The 21,002-nt window shown below is 34.6% G+C and carries 20 protein-coding genes; 18 read left to right on the top strand and 2 right to left on the bottom strand.

Annotated features, from left to right (window positions below):
- Window positions 1-197 precede the first annotated feature (197 nt).
- The 10 genes from typA to holA all read left to right on the top strand — a co-directional run bounded on the left by typA (window position 198) and on the right by holA (window position 10,249).
- Window positions 198-2,033 (top strand): translational GTPase TypA, encoded by a 1,836-nt coding sequence (typA, locus tag ACSVI6_RS03695; RefSeq protein WP_491716129.1) that lies wholly within the window; start codon window positions 198-200, stop codon window positions 2,031-2,033.
- A gap of 128 nt (window positions 2,034-2,161) precedes the next feature.
- A complete protein-coding gene (locus ACSVI6_RS03700; RefSeq protein ID WP_491716130.1) occupies window positions 2,162-3,352 on the top strand; it encodes an FtsW/RodA/SpoVE family cell cycle protein in 1,191 nt (396 codons plus the stop codon).
- 9 nt (window positions 3,353-3,361) lie between these two features.
- The gene (locus tag ACSVI6_RS03705; protein WP_491716131.1) at window positions 3,362-3,622 is read left to right on the top strand and encodes a YlbG family protein; all 261 of its coding nucleotides are present in this window, start codon (window positions 3,362-3,364) and stop codon (window positions 3,620-3,622) included.
- 12 nt (window positions 3,623-3,634) lie between these two features.
- Window positions 3,635-4,195 (top strand): 16S rRNA (guanine(966)-N(2))-methyltransferase RsmD, encoded by a 561-nt coding sequence (gene rsmD, locus ACSVI6_RS03710; protein ID WP_491716132.1) that lies wholly within the window; start codon window positions 3,635-3,637, stop codon window positions 4,193-4,195.
- Between the two features lie 2 nt (window positions 4,196-4,197).
- Complete coding sequence (gene coaD, locus ACSVI6_RS03715) at window positions 4,198-4,686, top strand: pantetheine-phosphate adenylyltransferase (RefSeq protein WP_491720480.1); 489 nt, start codon at window positions 4,198-4,200, stop codon at window positions 4,684-4,686.
- Window positions 4,676-5,713: a SepM family pheromone-processing serine protease gene (locus ACSVI6_RS03720; protein ID WP_491720481.1), complete on the top strand. Its 1,038-nt coding sequence runs from the start codon at window positions 4,676-4,678 to the stop codon at window positions 5,711-5,713. Before coaD ends, ACSVI6_RS03720 begins: the two co-directional genes overlap by 11 nt.
- Window positions 5,714-5,784: 71 nt before the next feature.
- Complete coding sequence (locus ACSVI6_RS03725; protein WP_491716135.1) at window positions 5,785-6,489, top strand: helix-hairpin-helix domain-containing protein; 705 nt, start codon at window positions 5,785-5,787, stop codon at window positions 6,487-6,489.
- A 27-nt stretch (window positions 6,490-6,516) separates the two neighbouring features.
- Entirely contained in the window at window positions 6,517-6,999 is a 483-nt protein-coding gene (locus tag ACSVI6_RS03730) for a ComE operon protein 2 (protein WP_491716136.1), read from the top strand.
- 18 nt (window positions 7,000-7,017) lie between these two features.
- Window positions 7,018-9,231 carry a DNA internalization-related competence protein ComEC/Rec2 gene (locus tag ACSVI6_RS03735; protein WP_491720081.1) on the top strand — a complete coding sequence of 738 codons (2,214 nt, stop codon included), beginning with the start codon at window positions 7,018-7,020 and terminating at the stop codon, window positions 9,229-9,231.
- Window positions 9,232-9,235: 4 nt separating this feature from the next.
- Window positions 9,236-10,249, top strand: coding sequence for a DNA polymerase III subunit delta (gene holA, locus ACSVI6_RS03740; protein ID WP_491720082.1), 1,014 nt, complete (start codon window positions 9,236-9,238; stop codon window positions 10,247-10,249).
- Between the two features lie 77 nt (window positions 10,250-10,326).
- On the opposite strand, the gene rpsT is transcribed toward holA, so the two are convergent.
- Window positions 10,327-10,581: a 30S ribosomal protein S20 gene (rpsT, locus tag ACSVI6_RS03745; protein WP_491716139.1), complete on the bottom strand. Its 255-nt coding sequence runs from the start codon at window positions 10,579-10,581 to the stop codon at window positions 10,327-10,329.
- A gap of 255 nt (window positions 10,582-10,836) precedes the next feature.
- Here rpsT and rpsO point away from each other — a divergent pair, with 255 nt between their 5' ends.
- The 7 genes from rpsO to yihA all read left to right on the top strand — a co-directional run bounded on the left by rpsO (window position 10,837) and on the right by yihA (window position 18,881).
- The gene (gene rpsO / locus ACSVI6_RS03750; protein ID WP_491716140.1) at window positions 10,837-11,106 is read left to right on the top strand and encodes a 30S ribosomal protein S15; all 270 of its coding nucleotides are present in this window, start codon (window positions 10,837-10,839) and stop codon (window positions 11,104-11,106) included.
- A 139-nt stretch (window positions 11,107-11,245) separates the two neighbouring features.
- Window positions 11,246-12,976: a ribonuclease J gene (locus ACSVI6_RS03755; RefSeq protein WP_491716141.1), complete on the top strand. Its 1,731-nt coding sequence runs from the start codon at window positions 11,246-11,248 to the stop codon at window positions 12,974-12,976.
- 15 nt (window positions 12,977-12,991) lie between these two features.
- Window positions 12,992-13,906 carry a hypothetical protein gene (locus tag ACSVI6_RS03760; protein ID WP_491716142.1) on the top strand — a complete coding sequence of 305 codons (915 nt, stop codon included), beginning with the start codon at window positions 12,992-12,994 and terminating at the stop codon, window positions 13,904-13,906.
- Window positions 13,907-14,123: 217 nt separating this feature from the next.
- Entirely contained in the window at window positions 14,124-15,311 is a 1,188-nt protein-coding gene (gene tuf, locus ACSVI6_RS03765) for an elongation factor Tu (RefSeq protein ID WP_491716143.1), read from the top strand.
- Window positions 15,312-15,557: 246 nt separating this feature from the next.
- Entirely contained in the window at window positions 15,558-16,874 is a 1,317-nt protein-coding gene (tig, locus tag ACSVI6_RS03770; protein ID WP_491716144.1) for a trigger factor, read from the top strand.
- Window positions 16,875-17,010: 136 nt separating this feature from the next.
- Window positions 17,011-18,255, top strand: a complete 1,245-nt coding sequence (gene clpX / locus ACSVI6_RS03775) for an ATP-dependent Clp protease ATP-binding subunit ClpX (protein ID WP_491716145.1) — start codon at window positions 17,011-17,013, stop codon at window positions 18,253-18,255.
- A gap of 44 nt (window positions 18,256-18,299) precedes the next feature.
- A complete protein-coding gene (gene yihA / locus ACSVI6_RS03780; RefSeq protein WP_491716146.1) occupies window positions 18,300-18,881 on the top strand; it encodes a ribosome biogenesis GTP-binding protein YihA/YsxC in 582 nt (193 codons plus the stop codon).
- A gap of 35 nt (window positions 18,882-18,916) precedes the next feature.
- Here yihA and ACSVI6_RS03785 read toward each other — a convergent pair whose 3' ends face one another.
- Window positions 18,917-19,090, bottom strand: a complete 174-nt coding sequence (locus tag ACSVI6_RS03785) for an SPJ_0845 family protein (protein ID WP_491716147.1) — start codon at window positions 19,088-19,090, stop codon at window positions 18,917-18,919.
- A 74-nt stretch (window positions 19,091-19,164) separates the two neighbouring features.
- On the opposite strand from ACSVI6_RS03785, the gene uvrC reads away from it, so the two are divergent.
- Entirely contained in the window at window positions 19,165-20,967 is a 1,803-nt protein-coding gene (gene uvrC / locus ACSVI6_RS03790; protein WP_491720482.1) for an excinuclease ABC subunit UvrC, read from the top strand.
- Window positions 20,968-21,002 lie beyond the last annotated feature (35 nt).

A 21,002-nucleotide genomic window follows, 5' to 3' on the forward strand; every position in this document is an offset into this window, starting at 1 on the left:
CTAGTTTATAATTTTAAGTTACTATAAATAATGATAATTTAAGATAATGCTATTCTGCTGTGACAAATTATGTTACAGCTTTTGTTATGGATTAATGCAAATTACCTTTTTTAAAAAGGGGTTTTGTATTATACTGAATAGGATTATGGATATCTTGTATAATACTAATTTTAATTAGTGTGAAGGGAAGGAATAACTTGAAAACAAGAGACAACATTCGCAATATCGCTATTATTGCCCACGTTGACCACGGTAAAACTACTTTAGTTAACGAATTGCTAAAACAATCCGATACATTGGACCAACACACAGAAATTGGCGATCGTGCCATGGATACTAATGATATTGAAAAGGAACGTGGAATCACGATCCTTTCTAAGAATACTGCCGTTAAATACGGTGATAAGCAAATTAATATCTTGGATACTCCAGGACATGCCGATTTCGGTGGTGAAGTTGAACGTATCATGCGAATGGTTGATGGTGTTCTTTTAGTTGTTGATGCATTTGAAGGAACTATGCCACAAACTCGTTTCGTTTTGAAAAAGGCACTTGAACAACATTTAACGCCAATCGTTGTTATTAACAAGGTTGACCGTGAAGGAGCTCGTCCTGCAGAAGTAGTTGACGAAGTGCTTGATTTATTTATTGAATTAGGTGCTGATGAAGATCAACTTGAATTCCCAGTTCTGTATGCTTCCGCTATGAATGGAACTTCAAGCTACAGTGATGATCTTGATTCCCAAGAACACACAATGAAGCCAGTCTTTGATACTATCATTAAGACGATTCCAGCGCCAATCGATAACTCAGATGAACCATTACAATTCCAAGTTGCCATGCTTGATTATGATGATTTCTTGGGTCGAATCGGAATTGGTCGGGTCTTCCGTGGTAAGATCAAGGTTGGGGATAACGTTACTGTTATGAAACTTGATGGAACTACGCAAAACTTCCGAGTTACTAAGTTAATGGGATTCCTTGGTTTAGCTAAGGTTGATATTGATGAAGCTGAAGCTGGTGACTTGATCGCTGTTTCAGGAATGGAAGATATTAATGTTGGTGAAACCGTTGTTGACCCATCTAACCAAGAACCACTTCCAGTATTGAGAATTGACGAACCAACCCTTCAAATGACATTTGGTTCTAACACTTCACCATTCGTTGGTAAGGATGGGGAATTTGTTACTGCTCGTCAATTATTTGAAAGACTTCAACGTGAATTGCATACTGATGTGTCACTTCGGGTTGAAGACACCGGTGAACCAGGTTCATGGACTGTTTCAGGTCGTGGTGAACTTCATTTATCAATTTTAGTTGAAACCCTTAGACGTGAAGGCTACGAATTACAAGTATCCCGTCCAAAGGTTATTCTTCGTGATATTGATGGTGAAAAGTGTGAACCATTTGAATCTGTTCAAATCGATACTCCAGAAGAATATTCTGGTTCAATTATCGATACCTTGTCACAACGGAAGGGAACCATGGAAAACATGGAAAACACTGGGAATGGTCAACAACGTTTGACATTCTTAGTACCTTCACGTGGATTAATCGGTTACCCAACTGAATTCTTATCAATTACTCGTGGTTATGGAATTATGAACCACAGTTTTGAAAAGTATCTTCCAGTAATTAAGAAATGGAACCCAGGTCGTAAGAACGGTGCGCTAGTTTCAATTAACCAAGGTAAGACTACTACTTACGCTATCATGGGGATTGAAAGTCGTGGTACGATTTTCACTAACCCAGGGGTTGAAGTATACGAAGGAATGATTGTTGGTAAAAACAGCCGTGATAATGACATTTCTGTTAATATCACTAAGGGTAAGAAGTTAACCAACGTTCGTGCTTCTGGATCTGACGATATGGCTAAGATTAAGGAACCAGAACACTTAACTCTTGAAGAATCATTGGAATTCTTAAATGATGATGAACTTTGTGAAGTAACACCTCACTTTGTCCGTCTTCGTAAGAAAACTTTGAATACTAAACAACGTGAAAAAGAAGCTAAGGTTGCTCGTCACGGATAAAAATTAATATAGCTATTCTTAAAAGAACGAAGAAATTATTTTCTTCGTTCTTTTTGTTCACGGTGAATGCAAATTATGATGTGTGATATAATTAAACCAATTATTGATACGGTGGAGTCTGATTTTAAATGAAGTTAAAAATTAAAAGAATACCTAAGAATTTAGATTATTTTTTACTAGTGCCATTTGCGATTTTAAGCGTACTAGGAATTATAATGGTTTATTCAGCAAGCTCAAATATTGGAATGCAAAATGGTGGAACTGCAACAAGTTATTTAATTAAGCAGATTGGCTATGTTTTATTTGGGATTTTAATGATTTATTTTGCCTTTTTTCAGAATCTTAAGATTTTAAGAGATCAAGGGTTGTTAAAATTAATTGGAATCGGTTTTATCTTTTTGTTTGCTGGTTTGCATTTTTTTGGAAAGGCAATTAATGGTTCTCCAGGGTGGCTAAATTTCTTTGGTTTTGGAATTCAACCGGCTGAATTTGTAAAACTATTTTTTATTCTACTATTTGCTGAGGTTTTAAGTAATGATCAAAATCGAATGTACGTTTTTAAAAATTGGTCAACGTTTGCGATGAATCATATAAAAACCTATATCATAACGGGTGCCAATTTATTTGCAATTCTATTTTTACCCGACTTAGGTGGAATGTTAATTAATGCTACAATTGTAATTGTGATGACTTATGCATCTGGGGTTAGTTATAAACGATCGTTTAGAAGTTTACTAATCCTTTTTACACTTGCGTTTACGGGATTGTATTTTGCGGCTTATGGGCCACTACAATCATCTGGGATAATGAAGAGTAATTACATGTTACAAAGAATCGTTGCTTTTGCCAACCCGTTCAAGCATGCCAATGGGGTTGGGCAACAGTTAGTTAATTCTTATTATGCAATTAGTAATGGTGGTATTTTTGGTAGAGGAATCGGGAATAGTATTCAAAAGACTGGTTATTTGCCTGAACCTAATACTGATTTTATCATGGCAATTATTTCCGAAGAGCTTGGCTTAATTGGTGTATTTATTATTATGAGTTTATTAGCATTTCTAATTTTAAGAATTATATTTATTGGAATTAAGGCTAGAAGTGGCTATGATACATTAATTTGCTATGGAGTCGCAGCTTATATGGTTGTGCAAACTTACTTTAACGTTGGTGGAGTATTAGGGATTTTACCAATTACAGGGGTTACCTTTCCATTTATTAGTTATGGAGGTTCCAGTATGATTACACTGTGCATTTGCTTGGGGCTAATTTTAAAAATTAGTTATAAAGAAAGTAATTTTAAAAATAAAATTGAAGGGTGATTATTAGGTTTGGAAATTAAGGATCGAATAGGATTAATTATCTATGTTTATTCTGTAAAACAATCTCGTTTCTTGAAAAAATACGGAATTTTAGACTATGTTTCAAAAAGAATGCATTATGCAATTGTTTATGTAGATGCAAGTGACGTTGATGAAAAAATTGCCCAGTTGGAAAAATTAAAAATCGTTAGAAGCGTTGAAAAGTCCCCATTGGTTAATTTATCAACCAGTTTTGCTAATAATCAAAGTTTAGATGATGATGATGAATAAGGATGGTTAATTGTGAGAGTAATTTCAGGTAAATATGGTAAACGGCCTTTAAAAGCAGTCCCAGGCCGTCTGACTCGCCCAACAACTGATAAGGTCAAAGAATCGTTATTTAACATAATCGGTCCATATTTTAATGGTGGTAGTTTTTTAGACTTATTTGCTGGTTCTGGTGGTGTTGCAATTGAGGCGGTATCACGTGGTTTTGATAATGCGACATTAGTTGATAAACAATATGCTGCAATTAAAACGATTAATGAAAACATTAAGATGACTAAGGAACCCAATCGTTTTACGGTGATAAAAAGTAGCGCTGAAAATGCTTTGAACCGTCTGGCATCGAGTGGTCAACAGTTTGACATTGTCTTTTTAGATCCGCCTTACAAAGAAGAACAGATGTTAAGTGATTTATCAACGCTTAATGAGCTAAAAATATTAGCTAAGGATGCATTTGTAATTTGTGAAACTGATAATCACACAAATTTAGTTGATGATGTTCAAAATTATCGTTTAGTTCGACAAAAAGAATACGGCTTGACCGTTATTTCAATCTATAAATATGAAATGGGTGATTAAATTTGACTAAGGCAGTTTTTCCTGGAAGCTTTGATCCGCTTACCAATGGACATTTAGATATTATTAGAAGGGCCAGTGCGCTCTTTGATAAATTAGTAGTTGTGATTGGCATTAATAGTAAGAAGCAACCCTGGTTATCAAATAATGATCGTCTTCATTTGATAGAACTATCCACAGCTGATTTAAGTAATGTTTCAGTATTGATTACCGATGGGTTGATTGTCGATTTAATGGATGAAATCAACGCGAATGTGATTATTAGGGGAGTTCGGAATTCAATTGATTTTGATGCAGAGAAATCATTGGCTGACTTTAATCATCGCTTAAATAATAAGGTTCAGACATTATTAATTCCCACTAATCCTGAGTTTGAAGCGTTATCTTCTTCAAGGGTAAGGGAATTATGTCATTTTAAAAAATCAGTTAATCGTTATGTTCCAAAACCAGTTGCAGATTTAATTAATGAAAAGTGGGAATTAAATGAAAAATAAACATCGTTATTTAAAATTCGGCTTACCGATATTAGGATTAATTATAGTCGCAATTTTCTTTTTACTACCATTGCCAAAATATATTGAAGGGCCAGGTGGTGCTGATAATTTAAAATCAATCGTGAATATAAAAAACCACCCAGATCATTATAGTGGAAAATTTATGTTGACCTCAGTTGGAATTGCGCAAGCTACTCCAGCTTCCTATGTTTATGCGAAGTTAAATCCTTACTATTCGATTGAGAGCGTCGAAGATGTAACTGGTGGTCAGGATAATGCTACATACGATCGATTACAAGATTTTTACATGAAAAGTGCTATTAATGAGGCCATTTATACTGCTTATCGTGCTGCCCACAAGAATGTAACTAAGGATTATCGAGGCATTTATATCATTGATGTCTTAAATACTTCTAAATTTAAGAACGTTATTCATGTTGGTGATACTATCGTTAGGGTCAACGGGCATCATTTTAATTCTGCACTAGGTTATCAAAATTATATTCGGAAGCAAAAAGTTGGTTCTAAATTAAAGATTGGCTTTTATCATAACTCTAAGTATAAAGAAGCAACGGCACCATTAACTAAGTTGCCAAACAGTAATCAACCAGGGATTGGGATTACATTAACTGATGACTTAAGGGTTAAAACCAAAATTCCGATTAAAGTTGATCCGGGACAAATTGGCGGACCTTCAGGGGGCTTAATGTTCTCACTGCAAATTTATAGTCAATTAACTGGTGAAAACATTAGAAAAGGACGTAAAATTGCTGGTACTGGAACGATCAATTCTGATGGGACCGTTGGTGAAATTGGGGGCATTGATAAAAAAATCATTGCTGCTAAAAGGGAAGGTGCAACTATTTTCTTGGCACCGTATGTAAAGCCAACCAAGGCAATTAGAGCGTTAGAACCTAATCATTTAACTAATTATGAACTGGCAGTTAAGACTGCTAAACGCTACGCACCAGATATGAAAGTTTTGCCAGTTACTTCATTTCAGAATGCACTGGATAAGCTTAAATAATAAAAAGATCCAATAAATCACGTATTTATTGGATCTTTTTACGTATTTATAGCTAGATAGGAGGGTAGCAGATGGATAGGATTAAGGAATTAATCGATACTTATCGTTATCAAATTATTTTATCTGGTTTAGTAATTTTGCTTATTTTAGCTTTTATGCTTTTAAGTGGTAATTATTTCAAAAATAGCAACGATAATATTAATCAAATCGGGCAATCAGAAATGATTAGTGGAAGTGCAATGAATAGTAGTTCTCAATTTAGTGGCAATTCAGTTACTAGTGAGTCTTCAATATCTCCAGGCGGTAAAATTATTGTTGATATAAAGGGAGCAATAAAACATCCAGGTATTTATAAGGTGGAGTCTGAGACCAGGGTATCTGAATTAGTTGATTTAGCAGGTGGTTTTAGTAAGTCGGCTGACCATCAAAACGTTAATTTGGCACAGCGCTTAAATGATCAACAGGTAGTTTATATTCCGTTAAAGGGTGAAATTAAGGGCAATGTCCATCTTGAAAAATCAAAATCATTAGCTAATGATCAGGTGAGTTCTACAGATTCAATTAGTAATTCGGGTAATAGTAATGGTAAAATTAATATTAATACTGCTGATAAGGTGCAACTACAAACAATAAGTGGTATTGGCGATAAAAAAGCCGAAAATATTATTAATTATCGTCAACAAAACGGTGGTTTTAAATCGATTGAAGATATTAAGAACGCCGATGGAATTGGTGATAAAATGTTTGAAAATATAAAAGAAAACATTACTGTTTAACTTCAACTAACAGGGGGATTAACTCGAATGACTGAAAATAGGATTCCATGGGACCAGTACTTTATGCTACAAGCCGTGTTAATGTCAACACGAAGTACTTGTAATCGTTTGTCTGTAGGGGCTAGCTTAGTTCGTGATAAACGCATTATTGCAGGTGGCTATAATGGCTCCGTTGCAGGTGATGCTCATTGTACTGATGAGGGATGTTACATGGTTGATGGGCACTGTCTTAGAACTATTCATGCTGAAATGAACGCCATTTTGCAGTGTGCTAAATTTGGTGAATCAACAGATGGTGCAGAAATTTATGTTACGGATTTTCCATGCCTTCAATGTACTAAAATGTTATTACAAGCGGGAATCGTAAAAATTAATTATTTAAGAAATTACAATAATGATCCATATGCAATGCATCTATTGAAACTAAAGCAGATTGGATTGCAGCAAGTGAAGATACCTAAGCAAACTTTAGAACAATTACCTTTTGATACCTATTTATCTGATAATTAAATTTTAAGAAATAACATTGTGTTTATTGCCATTCTATGGGTTGCGATTAGTGTTATTTTTTTTGGCAATCTATTTTTAGGACTGGCAATTTTAATCTTTATTTTAATCCGCATCTTTTTTTTAAAGAAGCCATTTTTCTTTGCCTTTGCTATAGTTACGGGGATTATTTTTACCTTACTCTGCGTTATTAACATCAAACAACTTGATAAAAATAGGCTTTTACCTGTCAATGAACAACAACTTATTTTGAAAGTGCAACCTGACGATTTCAATATATTACCAGATTATTATCATGGAAAAGCAGTCATTGTTGGTAGTAATCAACCGGTTTTATTTTCAGGAACATTAAGTTCAAATTCACCTATCCCGAGTTTAATCGAGATGGATAAACCATTATTGATGAATGTTAAAGCGGAGATCAAGGATCTCGATTCGGCAACGAATCAAAATCAATTTGATGCTAAACGCTATTATTCAGTTCAAGGAATCAGTAATTCAATTAAAATTAAGTCAATCATTGATATTCGTAAGTCTGATGGGTTTAGCTTAGTTGATACAGTTCATAGTTTTAGAGTAGGATTAATTAATTACGCTAATCAACTTCCCAAACCATTGAATCTATATGTATTAAGTTTGATTATTGGTGAAATGAATTCTGAGGTTTATGACGAGATAACTGGAATTAAGCAGCTAGGTTTGATACATTTATTTAGTATTTCAGGTTTACACGTCTATTATTTTATTAGCATGATTGAACGGATTTTGATTTATTTAAGGTTTCGTAGGGATCACTATCAACTACTGATTATGTTAGTGTTGCCGCTTTATTTTATATTTTCTGGTTCATCTGTGGGTTTATTAAGGGCAATTTTAATGGTAGAAGCAGGGCTGATCACTAAATTCTTTAGTTTTAAGCTGGGCGGATTAGATATTTGGAGCATTGCTCTTATCATTAACTTAATTTTAGCTCCTAGAATGCTAATCCAATTCGGTAGTCAATTGAGCTATGCATTGTCATTTGGATTGATTTTTACTAATAAATTTGGCTTTTTTAAACAAACTATTTTAATGAACATGCTGAGCATTCCATTTGTAATCTTTCATGTGTACGAGTGGCATTTTTTAACTTTCTTTGCTAACTTATTTATTTTGCCATTATTTTCAATAATCATTTTTCCAATCGTGATTATCGGGATGCTATGTTTTACGGTTGTCCCCATGGTTGCTTTTTGGATTGCTAATTTTTTGGCGCTGTTTGATGGCATTATTAATTGGATTGGTAATTTGCCTGGTAATATTTTATTCGGGAAGCCGCCAATTTTATTAGCAGCTTTATTATTTTTGTTTACAGTAGTATTATTGGGGAATGCTTCTCGTAAATGGTGGTCGATATTAATTGTTACTTATGGGGTATCTTTTTTATTAATTCATTTCCCAATTAATGGGGAAGTGGTTTATTTTGATGTGGGGCAGGGAGATAGTTTTTTGATTCGTAAACCATTTAATCGTTCTGTAGACTTAATTGATACTGGGGGACGATTGATGTTTGGTAAGCAAGCTGTACAAACTAAGTTTAATGCCGAAAAAACATCCATTAACTATCTAAAAAGTATTGGAATTGATAGGATTAATAATTTATTTATCACCCATCAAGATGCTGATCATAGTGGAGATTTACCCGCATTTTTAAGTAAAATGAAAATTGACAATCTAATTATTCCAATTGGGATGCAAAATAATAAAAATTTTATGGATAAACTGAATGGTAAAATGAATAACACTAACCTAATGCTGGCAAAGGATGGGGACACTTTTGATAATCATTCATTGCAGATCTACCATCCATTCACAAGTGGGATGGGAGCAAATGAGGATTCATTAGTTATTGGCAGCAGAATTAATAACTTAAACTGGTTATTTACTGGTGATTTAGACCAAGACGGTGAAAAAAAGATAATTAACAAGTATCCAAATCTAAGAGCAGATATCTTAAAGGCGGGCCATCATGGAAGTAAGACATCTACTGCAATTGAATTTTTAAATCAAATTCAGCCGAAATTGGTCATTATATCTGCAGGGAGAAAAAATCGCTATGGCCACCCCCATTCAGAGGTAGTTAATCAATTACAGCAAAGAAAAATTAAAATCTATAACACACAAACGGATGGGATGATTGCCTACCGCTTTGGTGGGTTTGATTATGGACATTTTGAAACGTACATGAAAAGGTGATTTGATGAATTTTTATGAAGCAAGTAATCAAATAAAGCAAGGAAATTTAGCCCCCATTTATTTAATTACTGGAAAACAAGAATATCTAATGGAGCAATTAAAAAAACAATTTATCAATTTGATTCCAAAGGATGATCGGACGATGAATCTCGCTATTTATGATATGGAGACGACACCGCTTGCTGATGCAATGAATGATGCAATGTCTGCGCCGTTCTTTGGTGAGAATAGAATGGTCATAATTAATAACCCTATTTTTTTAACGGGTGAGAAAAATAAAAATAAAATAGATCATGACACAGACGAATTGTTAAAATACATCAATGATCCACTTTCTTCAACCATTTTGGTATTTATTGCTCCTTATGAAAAACTAGATTCGCGAAAAAAAGTTGTCAAACAGTTGAAAAAACAGGCTGTTTGTGTTGACCTTCAAGCGATTAATGAATTTGAGACCAAAAGGTATGTTGGTAATTTTTTGCAACAACATGGATATCGAATCGATTCGCATGTAATGGATCAACTAATGCAAAGAACTGATGGTCAGTTATCTGCTATTATGATCGATATTTCAAAACTAATGATCTATTGTCAAAAAGATAAGTTGATTACTAGTCAAGCTGTTAAAAATTTGGTTACCAAGACTTTAAATCAAAACATATTTACATTGGTTGACATGGTTTTGAAGCGGCAGACTACTAATGCAGTTTCACTGTATCAAGAGTTATTAGTCGAAGGACAGTCTGCAATTCAAATTAATGCAGTCCTATTGAGTCAATTTCGATTATTACTTCAGATAATGATTCTTAAAAATTATGGTTATAGTCAAGGTAAATTGGCTAGTGAGTTAAAGGTTCATCCATATCGGGTTAAACTGGCTTTACAGATCATTAGGAACTATCAATTTAAAGATCTAAAACGGGCTTTTTTAGGATTAACTGATATTGAGAGACAATTAAAGAGTACCAGTGAGTCTCCAGAATTACTATTTGAAATGTTCATGCTTAAATTTGCATAAAAAAAGATTCCATTAGCAATTTACTAATGGAATCTTTTTGGTAATAAAAAAACCCAGTCATGAGCTGAGCTTTTTTATTACTTATTGAAAAGTCTAGTAAGACGTGACTTGTCACGGCTAGCTTTATTAGCTTTGATTAAACCTTTTGATTTAACGTGGTCAATCTTGCTAATGGCAGCCTTGAAAGTTTCTTCAAGATTATCAGAACCAGCTGCTTGAGCTTTTTCGAATTTCTTGATAGCATTTCTCATTGCACTTTTTTGTACAATGTTTTGTTTTTCTGCTTTTTCATTAGTCTTAACACGCTTGATAGCGGATTTGATTACTGGCATGATTTCACCTCCAAATACGAAGTAATGTCCATAATTCAACACTTTTTTATTATACAGACTCATTATCTTAATTGCAATAGTATTTGCTTAAATCAGTGTTACCATAAAAAAATGACTAAAATGGGGTTGTTTAATATTCAATTATCTAGTATGATTAATTAGTAAAAAGTTTTTAACCTAGACTTAGTTTTCCACTTTCTCACTAGTGATTACTCAGTTATAGGTGTTTATATACAATGAAAGGTGGGATTTTTTATGGCTCTTACACAAGCACATAAAAATGAAATTATCAAGAAGTACGCTCGTCACGAAGGTGACACTGGTTCAGCAGAAGTACAAATCGCTGTTTTAACTGCTGATATTAATGAAATTAACAACCACATGAAGGAACACAAGAAGGATTTTCATTCACAACGTGGATTAATGAAGAAAATTGGTCACCGTCGTAATCTTATTGCTTACTTACGTAACAAGGATGTACAACGTTATCGTGAACTAATTAACAGTCTTGGCCTACGTCGTTAATACTGTTAAAAAGGGTGGGCTGCTATTTGCAGCACACCCTTTTTTTGTACATAATAATACGTTCGGTTTTAAAGTATGATAAAATAATTCATAGATATTATGAACGTAAATAAAAGAAAATATTTTTGAGGTGAACTCTATGAAGGAAAAGGTTAAAATTATTCCACTTGGTGGAGTAAGGGAAGATGGCGAAAATTTATATGCCGTTGACATTAATGACGGTATTTATATTTTAGACTGTGGGCTTAAGTACCCAGAAAACGAAATGTTAGGGATCGACTTTGTGATTCCAGATATAACTTATTTAAGAGAAAACAAAGATCGAATCGTAGGGGTATTTTTAACCCACGGACATGCGGATGCAATTGGTGCACTTCCTTACTTTTTATCCGAATTTAATGTTCCTGTTTTTGGATCAGAACTAACAATTGAACTTGCTAAGTTATTAGTTAGTGATAATAAAGAAAGTAAGAAATTCAATAATTTTAACGTAGTTAATGAAGATAGTGAAATTCTATTTGATGACGTTACAGTTACATTTTTCAAGACTACCCATTCAATCCCTGAGTCAATGGGAATCGTATTAGATACGAAATATGGAAAAATTGTCTATACTGGTGATTTTAAGTTTGATCAAACCGCATCCAATGGTTACCAAACTGATTATGCAGCACTTGGTGATATTGGTAGAAGTGGTGTTTTAGCTTTATTGAGTGATTCTTCTAATGCTGAAAATCCTAATCCAGGAACGAATGAACGTAAGATCGCTAATTACATTGATGATGCCTTTGAATATCATGATAACCGTATCATCGTTGCTTGTGCAGCTTATAATATTTTACGAATTCAACAAGTATTTAACGCAGCGGCTAAAAGTGAACGCAAGGTATTTCTTACTAATCAAAATTTAGAAAAGATTGTTAATACTGCAATTAAATTAGATAAGTTAACACTCCCCAAAGATGATTTATTGATCTCTAAAGTTGCTGATTTAGAAAAATTAGATCCATCTGAAGTCGTTATTTTACAAACTGGAAAGATGGGCGAACCAATTAAGGCCCTTCAAAGAATGACTAGTAAGAATTCAGTTGATAATCCAATTAGTGTTAGGGAGGGCGATTTAGTATTAATCGCGACGACTCCAGCTCCAGCAATGGAAACAAATGTAGCTAGAACTCGTGACATGATCTATAGAGCAAACGCAGAGGTTAAAATGATTTCAGATGACATCAAATCGTCTGGGGATGCTAGTCAAGAGGATCTTCAATTCATGCTCAATATTTTGAAACCTAAATATCTAATTCCTGTTCAAGGAGAGTATCGGATGCTAGAAGCACATTCAATGGTTGCTGAAGAAGTTGGTTTTCCAAGTGATCATATTTTCATTCCTGCAAAGGGGGATGTTTTAGAATATGATGGCAATAAAATGCTACGTGCAAGCAGTGTTGATGCTGGTGATATCATGATTGATGGAATTGGTGTTGGAGACATTGGAAATATTGTTTTGCGAGATCGAAAAGTCCTATCTGAAGATGGAATTTTTGTGGTCGTAGTTACTATTAATCGGAAAAAGAAAACGGTGATTGCTCAACCTAAGATAACTTCTCGTGGATTTATCTATGTTAAAGCTAATAAGACCCTTATGAACGAGGCTTCTAAGATTGTTTATGATGCTGTTCAATATAATTTAGATAATAAGGAATTTGATTGGGGTCATCTAAAACAAGATGTTCGTGATAAATTAAGTTCGTTTTTATTTGATAAAACGAAGCGGCGTCCGGTTATTTTACCAGTGATCATGGAAGTTCATCAACACCATAAGGGACATAAGGGTGGTAAGAAGCCTAATAATTCAAAAGAGAAAAATTAGGAAGTGAATTAGACTTTGAACTACGATGAATTATGGCAAACAATCTATCAAAATTTAGATGCTCATCATTATTCGATTGCGGTTTCTGATTTAAAAAAAATTTATGAAAATGATCCATCTAAAAAGGCCAACCAATTGTTAGTGAATGCCTTAGTCGATGCTGGTGATTATTTACAAGCAAAAGAATATTTGTTAGAAAAAATTAATGATTATCAGGACTCACAAGCTGATTTTAAATTAATGATAAAGATTTTTGGCTTGAACCATAATTTTATTCAGGGACAGATATTAATTAATTCAGTAAAAGACTTTAATTTTAAGAAAGAATTACAAAATGACTTTGATAAGCTAGTAAACGATGCCTTAGTTAGTAATTCTGATGAAATTAATCAATTAGTAAGTGATTTATATCATATTGGTGCAAAAAAGATAGTTGATCAACAAAGAATAATTACTAATGCCATGAATTTACCCGTTAAAAAGTATATTGATGGGGGAATTGGGGCATTATCTGATCCGTTTTTATATCCAGCAATTCGTTTTGATTTGTTAGACGTGTTCCGTGAATTAGGCGTTTCAAGGCAGATTGAAATTAAATGGATTGATGGCCAAACTCACTTAGTAGACTGTCGAAATTTATTACCATTGATCAAGACTAAAAGTGCCATTGGCATTTTTAAAGTACTGGAAGACCGTTTTGGACAAACTGCGCCAACGGTTTATGAAAACATGATAAAGACCTTTAATTTATTCTTAGCTTATCTATACCCATTTAATGACGTTGTTATTAAAAATTATGCACTTTGGGTTGATGTTGCTTATCAACTTCAGTGTGGGAAGTTAATTGATCTTAATCAATGTGGCGAAGACACAAAAATAGCTTATAATTGGCAAATTAAGTTACTTAAAATAATTGATTCAATAAAATGACTTGACAATTAAATCAAAAGTTGATTTAATCTAAACTGTCGAAAATATTTATATTTAGGTGTTTACAAATAATAGAGCAATAGATATAATATTAGAGGATATTCTTCTTGAGAGCGATACAACTTTGTATTTTTGAGAAGATGTAGTATAATAATACTAAAAGATGTATCGCAATCTCGCGATACTAGTCTTTCGAAAATAACAGGAGGTTTCATTAATGGCAAAAGAACATTATGAAAGAACAAAACCCCATGTAAATATTGGTACTATTGGCCATATTGATCATGGTAAGACTACTTTAACTGCAGCTATCACTAAGGTTTTAGCTGATAGAGGTTTAGCAAAGGCTGAAGATTACGCTGATATCGATGCAGCCCCAGAAGAACGTGAACGTGGTATCACGATCAACACTGCCCACGTTGAATACGAAACTGAAAAGCGTCACTATGCTCACGTTGATGCTCCAGGACATGCTGATTACATCAAGAACATGATCACTGGTGCTGCTCAAATGGATGGTGCGATCTTAGTTGTTGCTGCAACTGATGGTCCTATGCCACAAACTCGTGAACACATCCTTCTTGCTCGCCAAGTTGGTGTTGAATACATCGTTGTATTCTTAAACAAGACTGATTTAGTTGATGATGACGAATTAGTTGACTTGGTTGAAATGGAAGTTCGTGAATTACTTTCAGAATACGATTACCCTGGTGACGATATTCCTGTTGTTCGTGGTTCAGCTCTTAAGGCTTTACAAGGTGACGAAGAACAAGAAAAAGTTATCTTGAAGTTAATGGACATCGTTGATGAATATGTTCCAACTCCAGAACGTGATGACAGCAAGCCATTCTTAATGCCTGTTGAAGACGTATTCTCAATCACTGGTCGTGGTACTGTTGCTTCTGGTCGTATCGACCGTGGTAAGATCGGTGTTGGTGACCCAGTTGAAATCGTTGGTCTTACTGACGAAGCATTGAAGTCTACTGTTACTGGACTTGAAATGTTCCGTAAGACTCTTGACGAAGGGGAAGCCGGAGATAACGTTGGGGTATTACTTCGTGGTGTTGACCGTGACCAAGTTGTTCGTGGACAAGTTCTTGCTGCTCCAGGTTCAATCAAGACTCACAAGAAGTTTACTGGTCAAGTTTACATCTTGAGTAAAGAAGAAGGTGGACGTCATACTCCATTCTTCTCAAACTACCGTCCACAATTCTACTTCCACACCACTGATGTTACTGGTGTTATCGAACTAGAAGACGGTGTTGAAATGGTTATGCCTGGTGATAACGTTACTTTCCACGTGGACTTAACTAAGCCAGTTGCCATTGAACAAGGTACTAAGTTTACCATCCGTGAAGGTGGTCACACTGTTGGTGCCGGTGTTGTTTCTGAAATTGATGACTAATTTTTAGATAATAACATTTAAAAGGTTTGAAGCTTTATGCTTCAAACCTTTTTTTTATTTAATAGAAAATCTTAATAATATCAATATCATTTAGATGCTTTGATTGCTTGATTTTGGCTAAGATGGTATAATTTCATATGTAGTTATTAAGGACTAGTTAATCTAATTGATTAGTAGTTTAACGAAGTTATTTGATTATGATCAAATAAATTAATAATAAATATTTTTCATGTCGGAGGGAAAAGAATGTCTGCAAAATGGGAAAAAAAAGGTACTAATGATGGTGAATTAACTTTCGAAATTGGTGCTGATAAAATCAAGGAAGGTTTGGATAAAGCTTTCCAAAAGAATAAAAAGAATATTAATATTCCTGGATTCCGTAAGGGAAAGGTTTCACGTCAAATCTTTAACGAAATGTACGGTGAAGAATCACTATATCAAGATGCTTTAAACATTTTACTTCCAGAAGCTTATAGTAATGCTGTTGAAGAAGCTGGCATCGAACCAGTTGCTCAACCAGAAGTGAACGTAGAATCACTTGAAAAGGGTAAGCCATGGGTCTTAAAGGCTGTTGTTACTGTAAAACCTGAAGTTAAGCTTGGTGAATACAAGGGCATTTCTGTTGAAAAACAAAATACTCGGGTATACAAAAAGGATATTGATGCAGCAATCGAAAAGAAGCGTCAATCACAAGCTGAATTGGTTCTTAAAGATGATAAGCCAGCTGCAGAAGGCGACACTGTAATTATTGATTTTGATGGTTACGTTGATGGTAAGCCATTTGATGGTGGTCAAGCTAACAACTACTCATTAGAATTAGGTTCACACTCATTTATTGATAACTTTGAAGATCAATTAGTTGGTCACAAAGCTGGTGATGAAATCGATGTTGATGTTACCTTCCCTGAAAATTACCAAGCAAAGGAACTAGAAGGCAAGAAGGCTACTTTCAAGGTTAAGATTCATGAAGTAAAGGAAAAGCAATTACCAAAACTTGATGATGAATTCGCCAAGGATGTTGATGAAGATGTTGATAGTCTTGATGAATTAAAGGATAAGGTAAAGGATCAACTTAAGGAAGAAAAGGAAACTGAAGCAAAGAACAACATTGAAGATGAAGCAATCAGTGGTGCTGTTGATAATGCTGAAGTTAAGGAAATTCCTCAAGCAATGATCGATGAAGACACTGAACGCCAAATGGATCAATACCTTGCAAATATGCAACAACAAGGAATTAATGCACAAATGTACTTCCAACTTACTGGGACAAGCAAGGAAGATCTTAAGAAGCAATTTGCTGATGGCGCTAGTCGTCGTGTAAAGACTAACCTTGTTCTTGAAGCAATTGTTGAATCTGAAAACATCAAACCAACAGATGACGAAGTTAAAGAAGAAATTGCTACTTTAGCTAAACAATACGGCATGAAGGAAGACGCAATTAAGAGTGCTTTATCAGAAGATATGCTCAAGCATGATATTGCAATTCAAAGTGCTGTTAAGTTAATTACTGATAGTGCAAAGCAAGATAAGCCTGCTAGCAAGAAAAGCGATAGCGAAGAATAATATTTCTTGATAAAAAACCAGTTGGCATCTAGGCTAGCTGGTTTTTTATTATAAGCTAATCGTTTTAACTACGATGTAATTTATGCTATAGTGTTGGAACTGAAGTTTATAAAACGAAAATGTGAGGTGCATACATTTGTTTGAAGATGATGATAAAGGACCAGTAATCTGTTCCTTCTGCGGGAAATCACAGGATCAAGTTCAAAAGATTGTTGCTGGACCTGGTGTTTATATTTGTAATGAATGTATTGATCTGTGTAAACAAATTGTTGATGAAGAATTAGCTCAAGAATCACGTGGCGGTGAAATTAAGTCACTGACCCCAGCTGAAATTGTTGATAAGCTTAACCAATATGTAATTGGCCAAAATGAAGCTAAAAAGACGCTGTCAGTGGCTGTTTACAACCATTATAAGCGGATTAAGAGCATGGCTACTAATAAGCCTGGCGATACTGAATTACAAAAGAGTAATATTGCAATGATTGGACCAACTGGTTCAGGGAAAACTTACTTAGCCCAAACCCTAGCTCGAATTTTGAACGTTCCATTTGCGATTGCAGATGCAACGACGTTAACTCAAGCTGGGTATGTAGGTGAAGACGTTGAAAATATCTTACTCAAGCTATTACAAAATGCTGATTTTGATGTGGAAAGAGCCCAAAAGGGAATTATCTACATTGATGAAATTGATAAGATTGCTAAGAAGTCTGAAAACGTTTCAATTACTCGTGATGTTTCAGGTGAAGGGGTTCAACAATCGCTATTGAAGATCCTAGAAGGAACCGTTGCTAACGTTCCACCTGAAGGCGGCCGCAAGAATCCACAACAAAAATTCATTCAAGTGGATACTACTAACATTTTGTTCATTGTTGGTGGGGCGTTTGATGGAATTGAAAATATCGTTAAAGATCGGTTAGGAAAGAAAACCATTGGGTTTGGAACTGATGATAATGAGTTAGCTGATATGGATGATAATGATATTATGCAACACGTTATTACAGAAGACCTACTTAAGTTTGGGTTAATTCCTGAATTTATTGGTCGTTTGCCAATTCTCACTGCCTTGAATAAATTGACTGAAGCTGATTTAGTTCGGGTACTTACTGAACCTAAGAACGCGCTTGTTAAGCAATATCAAAAATTGCTTGAATTAGATGGTGTGCAATTAGATTTCGAAGATGGTGCCTTGAAGGCAATGGCTAAGCTAGCAATTGATCGTGATACTGGTGCTCGTGGGTTACGCTCAATTATTGAAAGTGTAATGGAAAATATTATGTATGAAGTACCTAGTCGCGATGATGTTGATAAGGTCGTTGTTACAAAGGACTCAGTTACAGAACATGCTGATCCAAAGCTAGTTTTAAAAGCAGAATCTAAATAAATTAAAAAGCAGGTGCTTACCTGCTTTTTTTAAGGAGAAAAAACATGGATGTTCATAACGTTAATTTATTGATCAGTGCAGTTAGTCCAAGCCAATACCCAAAGACAGGGTATCCAGAAATTGCCTTGGTTGGCCGCTCAAACGTTGGTAAATCTTCACTAACGAATACCTTGATTAATCGCAAGAATTATGCACATACTTCTAATCAACCCGGTAAGACCCAAACTTTAAATTTTTATGAGGTTGAAGATGCGCTTTACTTTGTTGATGTCCCAGGATACGGCTATGCGCGAGTATCAAAATCTGAACGTGAAAAATGGGGAACGATGATTGAAACGTATTTAACTAAGCGCCCCCAACTAAAAGGAGTTATTTTACTAATTGATGGTCGGCATGATTTAACTCAAGATGATCGTCAAATGGCCGAATGGTTAGATTATTTTGATGTTCCAAGGCTAGTTGTTGCTACTAAAATGGATAAAATTGCTGGTGGTAAATGGAATAAGCAATCCAGTATGATTCATAAGGCGATTAACGTTGATGATCAGGAATTGATTATGTTTTCAGCCAAAACCAAACAAGGTAAGGATCAAATTTGGGACTGGATTGAAAAACAAGTTAACTAAAAAATAGCTCTCACTTGTGAGGGCTATTAATATACTTATTTATCAGTTTTATCTTGTGAAAGAATTTTGGTCTTATTATTACCCTTGTCTTGACTCTTCTTCTCAGCCTTTTTCATGAATTTATCTCTTTCATTGTCCTTAGGGTCAATTTGAGCAAATTTACCAAGCATTTTATCTAAGTCATTTTGTAAATTAATTTTTAATCCCATAATTACATCTCCTGCCTTTATTTTATTTCATAATAGCAGAAAATGATTTATTTGTCATCAAAGGAAGTGATAAGTTGGCAACTGAACATATTGAAAACAAATTAAAACTATTGCCTGATTTACCTGGATGTTATCTAATGAAGGATAAAAATGGTCATATTATTTATGTAGGAAAGGCTAAAAATTTAAAAAATCGAGTGCGTTCTTATTTTAAAAGTAGTCATACTGGAAAAACAGCCAAGTTAGTATCTACAATTCGTGATTTTGAGACGATTATTACTGCAACCGATAAAGAGGCTTTTCTTCTCGAAATTACCTTGATTCAAAAGCATCGGCCTTACTTTAATATTCAATTAAAGCAGGGAAATAACGGCTATCCATACATTAAGATTACGAATGAACGGGATCCACGATTAATGATCGTAAATGCAGTTAAAAACGACGGTGGATATTATTTTGGCCCTTATCCGAATGTCTATGCTGCTGATGAAACGTTGAACTTTTTGCAAAAAATGTATCCGTTAAGACGTTGTAATGGTTTTCAACATCGTCCCTGTCTTTACTATCATATGGGACAGTGCCTAGGTGCTTGCTTTAAGACGGTTCCTAAAGAAGAGTATGAAAAACAAATTAAAAAAATTAAATCATTTTTGAATGGCAACGTTACCGTTGCTAAGAAAGTATTAACTCAAAAAATGCATGAAGCGGCCGATAATCTAGAATTTGAGCGAGCAGCAGATTTAAGAGATCAACTTAAGTACATTGAAGTGACGGTTGAAAAGCAAAAGATTATTTCACAAGATACAACGCCACGGGATGTATTTAATTTTTACTTTAATAAGGGTTGGATTTCAATCCAAATCTTTTTTATTCGGCAAGCACGGTTAATGAAACGAGTAAAGCGGGTTTTTCCAGTGGTAAGTTCAGCCACTGAAGAAATGACCAGCTTTATTGTTCAATTTTATCAAAAGCGTGATCAGCCGCTACCAAAAGAAATCTTAGTCCCTACAGACTTACCAAAATCTGTTTTGAGTAAGGTGTTAGGGGTTCCCGTTAGAACTCCCCAACGCGGGCAAAAAAGAGCCCTGTTAGAAATGGCTGGTAAAAATTCTAAATTAGTACTAGATGAAAAATTTAGACTAATTGAATTAGATCAGTTGAAAACCACTGGTGCGATGAATGAGCTAACTGATGCGTTAGGCATTCCTAGGGGGCATAGAATTGAAGCTTTCGATCATTCTCACATTCAGGGGACCGATCTAGTTTCTGCAATGGTAGTATTTGAAGATGGGCAACCCAATCGTAAATTATATCGTAAATATAAATTAACAACTGTGGACCATGCTGATGAAACCGCAAGTACCAAGGAAGTAATTAGAAGACGTTATTCTAGATTATTAAAAGAGCATGCATCCCTTCCTGATTTAATATTGATGGATGGTGGTGAAATTCAGATGAACGCAGTTAAGGACGTGTTGGTAAATGAGTTGAATTTAAACATCCCGGTTGCAGGAATGGTAAAAAACACCAAGCATAAAACTGCCGATATTTTATTTGGGAATGCTGATCAACCATTAAATTTGAATCCCAAGAGTCAAGCTTTTTATTTAGTTCAAAGGGTGCAAGATGAGGTGCATCGGTTTGCAATTAGTTTCCACCGTCAGGTCCATACTAAGCACTCGTTAAGCTCACGCCTTGATGGAATCACGGGGGTTGGCCCTAAGACCAGAAATAAATTGCTGCGTCATTTTGGATCAATGAAAAATATCGAAACCGCTAGTGCTGATGAAATTGCAGCGTTAGGAATTTCGAGTACCGTTGCTCAAACAATTAAATTTAGTTTAAATAAGGCCCCATCAGAATCCAATAAAAATTAGCTATCATTAGGAACTTATAATATAATTAATAATAT

This window comes from Nicoliella sp. ESL1106, assembly GCF_058509965.1.